Annotated in this window: 10 protein-coding genes; 7 read left to right on the plus strand and 3 right to left on the minus strand. The window is 57.0% G+C overall.

Annotation, left to right across the window (positions count from 1 at the left end; all coding sequences use genetic code 11):
* Window positions 1-45: 45 nt before the first annotated feature.
* The 3 genes from ACFFSY_RS06660 (at window position 46) to ACFFSY_RS06670 (ending at window position 6,144) form a co-directional block, all read left to right on the plus strand.
* On the plus strand, window positions 46-3,921 hold the full coding sequence (locus ACFFSY_RS06660) for a fibronectin type III domain-containing protein (protein WP_377491757.1): 3,876 nt from the start codon (window positions 46-48) through the stop codon (window positions 3,919-3,921).
* A 186-nt stretch (window positions 3,922-4,107) separates the two neighbouring features.
* Complete coding sequence (locus ACFFSY_RS06665; RefSeq protein ID WP_377491760.1) at window positions 4,108-4,923, plus strand: phosphatase PAP2 family protein; 816 nt, start codon at window positions 4,108-4,110, stop codon at window positions 4,921-4,923.
* A gap of 321 nt (window positions 4,924-5,244) precedes the next feature.
* Complete coding sequence (locus ACFFSY_RS06670) at window positions 5,245-6,144, plus strand: hypothetical protein (protein WP_377491763.1); 900 nt, start codon at window positions 5,245-5,247, stop codon at window positions 6,142-6,144.
* Between the two features lie 91 nt (window positions 6,145-6,235).
* On the opposite strand, the gene ACFFSY_RS06675 is transcribed toward ACFFSY_RS06670, so the two are convergent.
* Window positions 6,236-6,451 (minus strand): hypothetical protein, encoded by a 216-nt coding sequence (locus ACFFSY_RS06675; RefSeq protein WP_377491767.1) that lies wholly within the window; start codon window positions 6,449-6,451, stop codon window positions 6,236-6,238.
* Between the two features lie 263 nt (window positions 6,452-6,714).
* On the opposite strand from ACFFSY_RS06675, the gene ACFFSY_RS06680 reads away from it, so the two are divergent.
* On the plus strand, window positions 6,715-6,861 hold the full coding sequence (locus tag ACFFSY_RS06680; RefSeq protein ID WP_377491771.1) for a hypothetical protein: 147 nt from the start codon (window positions 6,715-6,717) through the stop codon (window positions 6,859-6,861).
* Window positions 6,862-6,915: 54 nt separating this feature from the next.
* On the opposite strand, the gene ACFFSY_RS06685 is transcribed toward ACFFSY_RS06680, so the two are convergent.
* Window positions 6,916-7,812: a helix-turn-helix transcriptional regulator gene (locus tag ACFFSY_RS06685; protein ID WP_377491774.1), complete on the minus strand. Its 897-nt coding sequence runs from the start codon at window positions 7,810-7,812 to the stop codon at window positions 6,916-6,918.
* A 140-nt stretch (window positions 7,813-7,952) separates the two neighbouring features.
* Between ACFFSY_RS06685 and ACFFSY_RS06690 the strand changes: the two genes are divergently transcribed.
* The 3 genes from ACFFSY_RS06690 to ACFFSY_RS06700 all read left to right on the plus strand — a co-directional run bounded on the left by ACFFSY_RS06690 (window position 7,953) and on the right by ACFFSY_RS06700 (window position 11,981).
* Window positions 7,953-9,449 carry a tagaturonate reductase gene (locus tag ACFFSY_RS06690; protein ID WP_377491777.1) on the plus strand — a complete coding sequence of 499 codons (1,497 nt, stop codon included), beginning with the start codon at window positions 7,953-7,955 and terminating at the stop codon, window positions 9,447-9,449.
* Window positions 9,442-10,935: a UxaA family hydrolase gene (locus tag ACFFSY_RS06695; RefSeq protein ID WP_377491780.1), complete on the plus strand. Its 1,494-nt coding sequence runs from the start codon at window positions 9,442-9,444 to the stop codon at window positions 10,933-10,935. The genes ACFFSY_RS06690 and ACFFSY_RS06695 overlap by 8 nt, the downstream gene beginning before the upstream one ends.
* Window positions 10,936-11,123: 188 nt before the next feature.
* Window positions 11,124-11,981 (plus strand): RMD1 family protein, encoded by an 858-nt coding sequence (locus ACFFSY_RS06700; protein ID WP_377491783.1) that lies wholly within the window; start codon window positions 11,124-11,126, stop codon window positions 11,979-11,981.
* Window positions 11,982-12,048: 67 nt separating this feature from the next.
* Here the strand turns inward: ACFFSY_RS06700 and ACFFSY_RS06705 are convergent, their stop codons facing one another.
* The gene (locus ACFFSY_RS06705; RefSeq protein ID WP_377491786.1) at window positions 12,049-12,921 is read right to left on the minus strand and encodes an AraC family transcriptional regulator; all 873 of its coding nucleotides are present in this window, start codon (window positions 12,919-12,921) and stop codon (window positions 12,049-12,051) included.
* Window positions 12,922-13,095 lie beyond the last annotated feature (174 nt).

The following is a 13,095-nucleotide window of genomic DNA, read 5'->3' on the forward strand; positions in this document are numbered from 1 at the left end:
AGATACGAAATGTATCATAAATATTAGAGGAGGTATGGTTATTTTATGTTGTCGAAACTACGCGCGCTGCTCGTCCTGATGCTTGTTCTTGCGTTGGCCGTGCCGCCGGCTGCGTTCGCCGAGGAAGCAGGCTCGGTCCAGTCGGCGCCGATAGGGGACGCAAACGACTTGAACGGGAGCGGCGTTTCCGATGAGAATGAAGTCTCGTCCGCGGCAGGAGCCGAGCAAACCCGAGCATCAGTCGAGCAAACACTTGTTACGAACGCGGCGAATGGTGATTCGCCAGTTCAAATTTTCACTTTTATCACCGATAAAACGAGCGTGGCGAACGGTATTCCCGTCGTCCATGGCAAATTCAAAGCCAAGATCAATGTGAACACCGCCTTATTGATCGACAGCGTCAGCATCATCATCAACGGCAAGAAAACAAACATGGTGCCAAGCGACCAGAATTGTACGTTCCCTTGCCAAACGTATGAAGCCGCCGTTGACATCGCTTCTCAACCGGGGGGCGAAAAGCAAGCCGTCATTGCCGTAGCCACGGCATCCGGAACGTATGAACAAGCCTTCCCCATCATCCATCACAATAAAGCCTACTTCAATATCGAGTCCCCATCGACTTACATTGTTGCCGATCCTAGCTTACATGTGAAAGCCAGCTGCCAAGACGGCAGGGGCTATGATTGCAAAATCAAGCTCAATATCGAGTTCGGCAGCAGAGGCGGAGGCTTTCAGGTCACCGACTATCAATCCTCGATTGATCAAGCTATCCATTTGGACCGTTATTACAACCAGTTCAAGGGAGACGAGGAGTTCCTCAACTTGGTGTTTACGGCGATCGATTCGTTGGGACAAGTGACTACGGAGAGTAGGACGATAGCAGTCGAAGCGAATCCGAACGCGGATAAAGTGTTTGACCTAAACGACGAGATGTTGAGAGGCGTCAATTTGGACACCGGAAAACTGCTTTTGGGTTCGGGTAAGATTAAAGATTTGAATACGGGACAAATCACGTCCCCACCAGAGAACATTAAATTTACGTCGAGATCTCTTCTTGATCATGGCGTTGCGTATTACTATTACGGAGAATTAAGCATATGGTCATGGGCGACCGACAAGGTTGCAAAATATGAATTGACTTATACGGATTGTCAGAACGCAAATGGCGACTACCTCACATTCTGCACGCGATCTACGACCACTCCGTACAAACAAGAACTCCGGGTCATGCGCGTTTCGACCGGACAAGTGGATCTGGTCGAAACGTCGGGTTTCGTCGCAACCTCCATTTCTGTATCGGAGAATGGTGCCGTTCTTTATACCACCACCGACGGCTCGCTCAGACAATACAAGAACGGGACGAGAACGGTTGTCGCCGACGGTACGGCCCAGCCCGGCGGGGCCGCCGCTTCGACGAACAAGGGTAGAATCGAAGGGGACACGATCGTGTATGAACGAAAAACGGCCGAAAGAACTGAACTTTTCGCCATTCAACCGAATGGCAGCAAGACGAGACTCGAAAGCAGCACGGTCTTCGATAAATTCGATTCGATCTTTATCCACAACGGCTGGATTTATTACAATGCGACCGACAACGAAGGGGCGGATTACACGTACGTGATCGCGCCATCGGGGGATAAGGAACAAATTTACCCGCAGCTGGCCGGCATCGAAGCCGTATCGGACAATGGACAGCTAATGACGAAGCCAGGGTATCCGATGGCGGGCAGCCATTACTTGAGCTACGTGTTGAACGGCAAGCGCGAGCTCGTGCCGGTCGTCTCTCACAGAGCTCAAGTCCGCTGGACGGGCGGCGACTGGCATGCTTGGGAAGGCGGGGCTTTGTTCAAGTTAGCGCCGCCGCAAGAGCTGAACGCGCCGGTATGGCCGGCCGGCAGCAAAATCGAGATCGTCAAAGAAGACAGCACGTCAATCGAACTGGCGTGGAATGCGGCTTATGACGATTCGGAAATCGCAGGCTACCAAATTGTTACGCAGCAAGGCTTAATCGACCGCGTGCCGGCGGCAACGAGACGCTATTCGCTGGACAAAAGGCTCTATTTCAATTCGAGCACATTCAAGATCATAGCGATCGACCCATACGGCAATACGGCGGAGCTGGCGGGGCCTGATCTGAGTTGGACGCGTGATATTACCAGACCAAAGTGGCCGGCGGGAAGCGCGCTGAAGGCAAGTGAAACGACGACCCGATCGACCGAGCTGTCTTGGCCGACGGCCACGGACCCCGAGGGCGTGACGGCCTTCCGCGTGTATAATGGTCCTTATTTGGTTGCCGAAGTGCCGGCATCCCGGCATACGTATACCATCGACGATTTGAACCCGAATACGTCGTATACATTCCGGGTTACGGCTGGCGATAAGAAGAACAACTGGTCGGACGAATTGAAAACAACCATAAGCACGCCTAACGAGGCGGACGCGACCGCGCCGGCATGGCCGTCCGGCAGCAAGCTGCAGGCGTCAGACATCGCGCCGAACGGCGCCAAGCTAACGTGGAATTCCGCGACCGACAACAGAGCGGTTACTGCCTATCGGATCATGAACGGCGCGAACGTGGTCGCAACCGTAGCGGCACCGAACTTGACAACAACGCTGATGTCGCTAGCGCCGAACACGACGTATACGCTCGACATCGCCGCGGGCGACGCGGCGGGCAACTGGACCAAAGGGCCTTCGGTGACATTCAAGACGACAAGCTTGCCGACGGATACCATGAAGCCGAATTGGCCGGCGGGCAGCCACGCGATCGTGACGGGGCTGACGGGAGGATCGGTCTCGTTGGAGTGGACGGCGGCGTTGGACAACGAAGCAGTGACGGGCTACCGGATCACGAGCGGCATGACCGTAGTGGGCGAGACGCCGGATGGCACGACACTGGCGTGGACGGTGACAGGGCTTACGCCGAAGATGGACTACGAGCTGAAGATCGAAGCGCGGGACGAAGCGGGCAACTGGTCGACGAACGGGCCAACCGTCTGGATTCGCACGACGGGCGAAGCGGACGCGCAGGCGCCGACTTGGCCGGAGGGCAGCGAAGCGTCGGCGGAGTCGGTGACCGCGACGAGCGCGGTGTTGAAGTGGACGGCGGCAATGGATAATGTGGCGGTGGCAGGCTACCGAATCAAGCGCGGAGATACGGTGCTGGCGTCGACGAACGGACCTGCGCTCTCGCGTACGCTGGCGAATTTGCAGCCGGACAAGGACTATGCGCTGACGATCGAAGCGGTCGACGCGGCGGGTAATTGGTCGGCGAATGGCCTGACGGTCGCGTTCAAGACGCTCGCTGCCGAACCGGAAGGCGACACGGCACCGCCGACGTGGCCGTCGGGAAGCAAGGTAACCTCCGGCGGGACGACGCCATACATCGCGTTGATCAGCTGGACGCCGGCAGCGGACAACGTCGGCGTGACGGGCTACCGGATTCTGAACGGCCCGACCGTATTGGCGGAAGTCGACGGGACGACCCGGACGAGGGGAATCGAAGGGCTAACGCCGAACACGGAATATACACTGAAAGTGGAAGCGAGGGACGCGGCGGGGAATTGGTCGACGGACGGACCGGCGATCACGGTGAAGACGCTGCCGAAGGACGCGCCGGCCCCGGATACGGAAGCGCCGACTTGGGCGCCAGGCAGCAAAGTTACATCCGGTGGAACGACGCCGCATATCGCGCTGATCAGCTGGACGCCGGCATCCGATAATATCGGCGTGACCGGATACCGGATAATGAGCGGCGATACGGTGCTTGCTGAAGTGGACGGAACAACGCGGACCAAAGGCATTGAAGGGCTTAAATCGAATACCGAGTATGCATTGAAGATCGAGGCGAGGGATGCAGCCGACAACTGGTCGACGGGCGGCCCCACCGTTACGGTGAAGACGCTCCCGATATCGAGTTGATCCGGTAACCAAAGATAGCGCAATTGAGAAGGGGTGTCCCAACGTCATCATGGTGATGACTTTTGGGACACCTCTATTTATGATAGCCGCTTGTTCAGTCTGTCGGGTTCCATGATAGAATAGTGGGGCAAACGATAACCTTGAACGGCAAATCGGTTGACAAGAATGAATGGCGGGGCATTAAGCGTGTTGGACACCAAGACAATCTACTGGATCATGAATATCGTTTTTCTGGTGACGATCGTCTCGGATTACCGTGAAGACCGGAACCAGACGACATGGAGACGATTCTTGCCGCTCGGTCTGCCGCTGCTGATCGTGATCGGCCTGCTGTTTCAATATGCGGCGCCGTTCTGGTACTGGTTCGTGGCCCAATGGCTGGACGGCGGTCATCTCTGGCATTGGGACGACGTGTTCCGGGAGATTCCGTTCAACGACGGCGCGATCTTCCGGATCGTGCAGCCTGAGAGCTTCACCTGGTTCATGCGGTGGATCTACGACTACGGCTTCATTATGGCTTGGGGCGCCGCGCTGCTGCGCAGCTTTCTGGCGAAGGACGCACGTAAGATGATCCGGTACACGCTCTCGAGCCATATGCTGCAGCTGCCTTTCATCGTGCCGTTCTATATGACGATTCTGTTGAATGAGGTCTGGTTTGTCCTTGGCGAACCAGACGGCATGGCGCGGAATTTGGCGGGCAACGAGCTGATGAGCACTGTGCGCAACTGCTTCCCGAGCATGCACACTTCCGTATCGTTCGCCGTGCTGTTGCTTGCGCTTCGCGAGCGGGGCAGGTTGTATAAGTGGATCATGGTCACGTATTGCTCACTAGTGATCTACTCGACCTTATATCTCACGATCCATTGGGTACTGGATGTGTTCGGGGGATTGGCCTTAGGCGCGTTCACGGTTATGGCGGTGGACAAATTGCTGGCCTGGTACGAGAGGGTGGGAACGAAGCGGCGAGTGGCGGGGAAGACGGCAAGGAACATAGGACAATGACGATGCCAGTAGCGGAATAGGCGAAAGAAGGCCATTTCGGAGTCACTCCGAAGTGGCCTTCTTTTCGTTGAAATACAGGGAGTTATAAGCTTCATATTTCTAACTCGTCCTGTATTTCTTTATCGCAGAATGCTGCTTACCCAATCTCCCGATTGTGAACGCAAACCAATCAGCTTATCCGGTATGAAACTTGCTGCGCGTCAACGACGGCGTTGGCTGTTTCATCTTGAAACAGCGGAAATGATGATAAACTTTTAATCTTTGGGACCCCCTCGAACCGGGAAAGTTGTCCGAACCTCCTAACCGAGGGGAGCGATTGAGATGGAAACAAAACGTTGTTTATTTTGCGAGCAAATCGTGCCGGCGCGGCAGGTAGGCGAGGAGCTGCTGTTCGAGGGGTGTTATTGCGCACCAGGCGGACAGTACCGGCTTAAGCACGATTATTACGCAGTCGGACAGGATGCCGGGTTTCGGGCGAAGTCGGAATTATTCCCGCTCGTCTCGGGCTATATCCGCGAACGGACGGAATATGACGAGGCCGTCGCGTTGTCGGAAGAGACGATTGCGTCCATCCGGACATCGGCGGACGTGCCGGGTACGATCGAAGAGAAGGCGCTCCGTCTCCTTCGGTATTTGTATCGGAATGCGCAAGGCCCGGACGTTCCGGTATTCATTCATCGATTGACGGAGCGTTATAATTTGACTTATTCGCCCAATTTGCAGGAGTTCATTTATATTATCGATTGCTTGAAACAAGATGGCTTGATCGAGCGAAGCGGATCGTCGCTCAAGCTGACTGTGGAAGGGTGGGCGAGGGCGGCGGAGTCCGAAGGGCGACAGGGTGCCAAACGCTGCGCGGTGCTGCTGCCTCGCGATGAGCAGCTGCGCCAAGCGTGGATCGAGGACATTATCCCGGGGCTGGAGCGGATCGGCTTTCAACCCAAACTGGAGGACGAGGCGGATCGGCGGGATGGTCAAGCGGATGCGGCTGCGCTCCTTGCCGGCTGCAAATTCGCCATCGCGGACGCAACCGGCCGCTCGCCGTCCGTGTTCTATGCGGCTGGTTATGCGCATGGAAGCCGGATTCCGGTCATCTGGACGGTGCGGAAGGATGAAGCGGAGGGAATCAGCGTACCTGCCGGGCAAGCGCACCCGATCCGTTGGTCGGACACGGAAGAGCTCGCTGCCAAGCTGAAGCTTCAATTCAACAAGGGAGATTAGCGAGGGCGTATAAGGGCAATCGGAATGCGTCGCAGGTCAATGGCTTGCGGCGTATTTGGCATCCAGAGCGAAGGGAAGCAGTTTGAGCGGATTAGAGCTGCATGGCGAGCGATAAGCCGGGGTTGTTGATCAGCCGTCGTTTCAGCATCATATGCAGCTTTGGCTTGGCGGTTTTGATGGCGAGGACGGTCTCGACGACGGGGCCGTGGCTGCGCTGGAGCGTGCAGAGCAGCTCCACGCAGCATTCGAGGTCGCGCGTGCTTTCGCTGAGGGAAGCAAGCTGTTTGTGGATATGTTCGGTTGTCAAAACGTGTCACTCCATTTCGGGGGTTTTGTTGCGAGGTGTTTGCATCATACCATGGCCCCGAAAGGAATTTCTGTAGCGAATGATACAAAATTGATCGTTAATGCGTTCTTTAGCAAAGCTTTAAGTAATGAATCTAATCGCCTCTCCAGCTAGTCGATGGTTGTCTTCCCGGGCGAGGGGGCATTCGCCGTTTCGGGCGCGTATCTCCTGCGCATAATCTGCCGCAAAGACTGTAAGCGACCGATGTGTAGGGAGGGTTGAAGATGAAGCTGTCGCAATTGGTGCGCGTACTGACGTTCATGTCGGAGAATAAGGGCATGAAGAAGATGGTAGCGGATCTTAAGGTGATGTCGAAGCAGGTGGGTCCAGCTCTGCAGATGCGGGACGAATTGAAGAAGAAATGGAAGTAAAGAAGGAGAACCATCGCAGCGTGGCGGTGGTTCTTCTTCCTTAATAGCGACAGTCTAACGCGTCGCGCGATCGTCTGAAGCCGCTTGACCGCGCCGATACGACGAAGGTGTCGCGTCCGTCAGCGCCTTGAACACCCGGTGGAAGTGGGGGATGCTCGCGAACCCGCACTGTTCCGCGATGTCCGCAATCGTGCCGTCAGATTCGGACAGCAGCTCCTTGGCACGGATGATACGCTTGGCATTGACGTAATCCGTCACGTTCATGCCGGTGAATTGCTTGAATGTCCGCGAGAAATGCGACGCCGAGACCGCAGCCGCGTCAGCGAACGCGGTCAAGCTGTGCGGCAGCTCCGGCGCGGCGTCGATGGCATGCAGCGCGCTGCGAATCCAGGTAGGGCCGCGCTGGCCGTCAGCCGGACGGTCCGCGTATTGCTGATTCAAGTATCGGCTAAGCCGCAGCAGCAGCCTTCCAAGCTCTAGCCGGATTGCTGAACGATACCCGGCTTCGCGGTGTTCATGCTCTAATTGGATCGTATCCAGGGCGTGTTCTGCCGCTTCCCGAAGGTGTTCCGGCAGCACAACGCGATGACTTCCCTTACGTCTGGCGATGTCGAAGGCTTGCAGCAGCGACCGACCTTCGTCATAGAGTCCGCCTTCCATCAGCGCAGGCGCGAAGAAGACGGCCGTAGAGACGATCGGATCGGCGGCCTCCGGGAACGCCCGATGAACCGTGTTGCCCGGAATGAGGAAGAGGTCGCCCTGCTTCTTATCGTAGAGTGTCTTGTCGATGAAGAACGTGCCGCTGCCCTGATGTACGTAGACGAGTTCGTAGCGGTCGTGCAGATGATCGGGCAGCTCGTGCTGCGGATGTTTCACGGCGCGGTGGTTGATATGGAAAGGGAATAGCGGATCGCCGAAGAACGGTCTGCGGAATGGTTCCAGCGCGCTCATCTCCTTCATTTCCGTATGCTGTCTCTACCATATCAAAATACAGTACAATGTTGCAATTAGACGCAATATGATTCTGATTTTTGATTATTTATAATGGAGATAGCAAATGAACGAAAGCGATTGCAAAGGGGATTGGCGAGATGAACACGTTAAGCGAACAGGCGCTGGGCATGACGGACCGCGATACGCTTGAAGCGCTGCGAAGCGCCCCGGTGACGATTCTTCAGATCGGCGAAGGGAATTTCCTGCGCGGCTTCGTGGATTGGATGATCCAGACATGCCGCGCGCAAGGCCTATACGAAGGCAGCATCGCGGTGACGCAGCCTAGGCCGGCAGGCAAGGCGAAGATCGAGCAGCTGGCGCAGCAGGACGGGTTATATACGTTAATCACGCAAGGGCTTGAGAACGGCGCGCCGGTGACGCGCAAGGAGACGATCCAAGTGTTCTCCCATGTCTTCGACCCATACTCGGAGTGGGAGCGGCTGCGGACGATCGCAATTAGCGAGCACCTGCAAGTCGTTGTATCGAACACGACCGAGGCGGGGCTCGTCTATCGGCCGGAAGCGTTAACCGACGGACCGATCCTCTCGTATCCAGGCAAACTCGCCTATCTCCTGCATGAACGATACGTCGCGTTTCAAGGGGATCCCGGCAAAGGACTTGTCCTGCTTCCCTGCGAGCTTCTGGAGCGCAACGGAGATGCTCTGAAGGAGGCTGTACTGCGTTACGCCGAGGATTGGGGATTCCCGGAAGCGTTCAAGACGTGGGTGTTGGCGCATAACCGGTTCCTGAATTCGCTCGTCGACCGCATCGTGACCGGGTACCCGGCAGAGGCGCAGGCGGAAGCCTGGTTCGAGGAGTGGGGCTACCGGGATGCGATGCTGTGCACGGCCGAGCCGTACCATCTGTGGGCGATCGAAGCCGAGCCGGAGCTTGAGTCGCTGCTGCCGCTGCGTAAGGCGGGACTGAACGTCCATTGGACTGACGATCTGAAGCCTTATCAGCAGCGGAAAGTACGCATTCTGAATGGCGCGCATACGTGGATGGCGCCGATCGGGCTGCTGCATGGCGTGGAGCATGTACGGGAGCTGCTCGAGCATGCTTGGCTTGGCGCGGAGGTAAAGCGGACGGTGCTGGAGGAGATTATGCCCTCGCTACCTTACGATGCCGATGAGCTGCGCGCATATGCAGCCGCCGTGTTCGACCGCTTCGGCAATCCGTATATCCGGCACCGGCTGACGGATATCGCGATGAATTCGATCAGCAAGTTCCAGACGCGACTGCTGCCTACGATCCGCCACTACGGAGAGTCCGGCGGACCGATCCCGAGCGGACTTGCGTTAAGCTTGGCCGGGCTGATCCGCTATTACCGGGTCGAGAAGCAGGCGGACGGTTCCTACGCGGGAAGGACGCTTGGCGGCGTCCCGTATGCGGTTCGCGACGATGCGAGGCTGCTGGACCGGATGGCGAGCCATTGGCAGCAGCCGGATTCGAAGCAGCTGGAGCTTGGGGAGATCGTGCGCGGGCTGCTTGCGGACGCCGAGCTATGGGGAACGGATATGTCTGCTTGGCAAGGCTTAAGCGAAGCAGTCGCAGGCGAGATCGAACGCATGGAGAGAGGTGGCCGCGATGTCTGATTGGGTGCGTTTGTCCGAACGGGACCAGGTGATTATTGCACTGCGGCCGCTCGCGGCTGGCGAGCGGATTCAGCTGGAGAATGGCGACATCCTTGCCGTCAAGGAGGAGATTCCCAAGGGGCATAAGGTGTTAACCGAGCCTGTAGCCGCCGGCGCCGACGTCTTCAAATTCGGTTATTCCATCGGCAAGGCCAAGACGGATATCGAACCCGGGGCGTGGATTCATACCCACAACCTAGGAACGGGGCTAGGCGCTATCCTCGAATATAGCTACGAACCCGTGCCTGCCGAGGAACCGTTCCGGGCGGAGAAGGACGCGACCTTCCAAGGGTATGTTCGACCGAACGGCGAGGTTGGCATACGCAACGAGATTTGGATTATCAACACGGTGGGCTGCATCAACAAGACCTGCGAAATTCTCGCCAAGCGCGGCAATGACCGCGCCGGCGAGCGGGTGGACGGCGTGTTTCATTTCGCCCATCCGTTCGGCTGTTCTCAGCTTGGCGACGATCTGAAATATACGCAGCGGCTGCTCGCCTCGCTCGTGAATCATCCCAATGCGGCGGGCGTGCTCGTCGTCGGGCTTGGCTGCGAGAACAACGGGATCGCCTTATTCAAGGATGCGATCGGCGAATACGATCCGCGCCGCGTGAAATTCATGAGCGCGCAGGAGGAAGAAGACGAGCTTGCGCAAGGACTTGCGCTGATCGAAGAGCTCACGGTGTACGCTAGCACGTTCGAACGGGAGCCGGTGCCAGTATCGAAGTTGAAATTGGGCCTCAAGTGCGGCGGCTCTGACGGTTTCTCCGGCATTACGGCGAATCCGCTCGTCGGCACGATCGCGGACCGGCTGACGGCAGCGGGGGGGACGGCGATTCTGACCGAGGTGCCGGAGATGTTCGGGGCGGAGACCATTCTGATGAACCGCGCGGCAAATGAGGCGGTATTCCATGAAATCGTGACGCTGATCAATGACTTCAAGCAATATTTCATCCGGCACGGTCAGGAAATCTACGAGAATCCGTCGCCGGGCAATAAGGCGGGCGGCATCAGCACGTTGGAGGAGAAGTCGCTCGGCTGCACGCAGAAAGGCGGCCGCGCCATCGTTCAGGGCGTCGTTCCTTACGGCGAGCGGACGCGCGGGAGCGGTCTCCAGCTGCTAGAAGCGCCGGGGAACGATCTCGTCTCCGTCACCGCGCTGGCGGCATCGGGCGCGCATGCTGTCCTGTTCACGACAGGTCGGGGCACGCCGTTCGGCGGACCGGTGCCGACCGTTAAGATCGCGACCAATTCCGATCTGGCTCGCCACAAGAAGAATTGGATCGACTACAATGCGGGTCGGCTTCTGGAAGACAAGGCCATGGCCGAGATGACAGATGAGCTGTGGAATCAGCTCCTGGATCTCGCATCGGGCACCTATAAGACGCATAACGAGCGCAACGACTTTCGGGAAATCGCGATTTTCAAGGATGGCGTCATTCTATAATCGAACCAGGCAGGCATGTTCCCTCATCCCGGGAGCGTGCCTGTTTCACGTATTGTTGATTTTGGGTCCGCTTTGAACGTACGTACCGTCCGTGATCATCGACAAGTTATAGTCCTCGGTCCAAGCGGGATAAAGGAGGGGCGCTTCGGTCAAAATAGGGGAATCCTTCCTGCCAGCAGGAGACAGACGTGGAGAGAGCATCGATGGACGATATTACATTCAAAGCCATGGTCATCGCGAATGAAATCGACTTGAACCAGTTTGCGATACACTTCGGCATACGCAAGAAATACACATGGGAGCAGCCGCTCATCATTCGCAATAACGTGCTCAAGAAGCTGTATGACCGCGGCGTGGACAGCTTGCAGCAGGTGTTGATTTTCTCGTTCGGCAGTATTGTCTTCGTCAATCATGAGAGCAAGGAGGAGATGCATACCTTCCTGAAATTCCTCCAAACGCTCGACGAGAACTTGAGACTGAAGCAGGTTTACCGGTACACCGACGATTACAGTTTGCACGTGGGCGAGATCGAGCGCATGGAGTTAACGGACGAGCATGTCATCGTGTCGGAATTCGAGTATTTTCTACCGGAGCTCATTGCGACGGTACTGGCCAAATCGGTCGCCTTGGAGAAAATCGAGGAGCAGCTCGGACAAATCCAGGATCGGCTGGAGGAGATGATCGATCGGCTGGAGAAGGGGCGTATGCGCGTGGGCAACAAGCAGCTGGCGCAAATGACCGCGAGAATCGTCCGCCACGAATATAACACGCTGGCCTACATCATGATCCTCGACAAGCCGGAGATGACGTGGAATCACAGCTCGGCGGGGACGTTCTACGAGGCCATGATGGATTTCTTCGAATTGAACGATCGCTACAAAATTCTAAAGAGCAAGACGGACTCGCTCTATCATATTCTGGAGGGCTTCACGAATATCAGCCATTCGATTCGCGGGCTGTTCGTGGAATGGATCGTCGTCATTCTGATCGTCATCGAAGTCGTGATTACACTGCTGCAAATCGCGGGATGGGTGCCTTCGCATTAGCTCGATCGGCATGCAAGCGTCCTTCGATAGACGCGCCTTCGGAAGCGGGGCGCGTCTTTGTCGTTCTCTATCGCTTGGCGTGCTCGCGCCGGTATACGCGGGGACTAACGCCCGTCTTAGCTTGGAACAAGCGGTTGAAGAATTTCAGGTCCGCATAGCCGACGGAAGCAGCGACGTCCGCAACGCGCTCAGAAGTACTCGCAAGCAGCCGGCAGGCCGCGGTCATACGCAGATGCTGCAGATATTCCGTGAAGCTCATGCCGGTATGCCTTCGCAGGAGGCGGCCCAGTTGACGTTCGCTCAACTTCGAAAGAGCTGCAAGCTCGCCAAGCTTAAGCGGGGAGGCGTAGTGCTCCGTCATATGTGCGATCGCTTCTGCGATGGACAAGGCGGGCTTCGCATCTCTTGTCTCGGGAGCGAGCTGACGCTGCCGGTAGATGGCCGTCAGCAGCTGGACAGTGAGCGCCGACAAGACGGCCGCGAAGCCCGGCGGACGCCCGTAATACTCCCGGTACAGCTCTTGGAACAACGTATCGTGGACGCTGCCGGCATCCTTCACCTCGAACCAGCGCAGACAGGGATCTGCGAAGAAATCACCCACTTCTCGAAAGGCGGGGAAAGCGGCGCGCAGTTCGCCAAGAAAGGCGGACGTGAACGTGCAATTGTAGACGACGAGCGGCTTGTTCTTGTCCGTCGTGTGTGGACGGAAGACGTGGCTGTGCCCTTCCGGAATGACGAAGATGGAACCTTGACGGGCAGGGACCGCTTCGCCCGCGATATAATGCGTACCAGCACCTTGACTAATATAGGTGATCTCGGCGAACTCATGCGAATGCTCGCGCAGCTCGAACGATTCTTGCGCCCGATTGATATATAATGGCAGTCCTTCCTCGAACAATTCCCTGCCGGTCATGACGTCCGCCGCGCGACGGCTGGTCATCTGGATCTCTCCTTCCGCCTATGCTATCCCCACCATACGAAATCGCTTGCAAAATGTCCAGATCCCCCTGAGAAAATGTCCGGATCAGCCGCTTAATTACGCCCGATCTCCTTATACAATGGAGGTGAAGGAGCGCAATCACGGGCTCCGCCATGATCTTAGCGGGGGGTACGA

This window comes from Paenibacillus aurantiacus, assembly GCF_042431225.1.
GTDB classification, from domain to species: Bacteria; Bacillota; Bacilli; order Paenibacillales; family Paenibacillaceae; genus Paenibacillus_Z; species Paenibacillus_Z aurantiacus.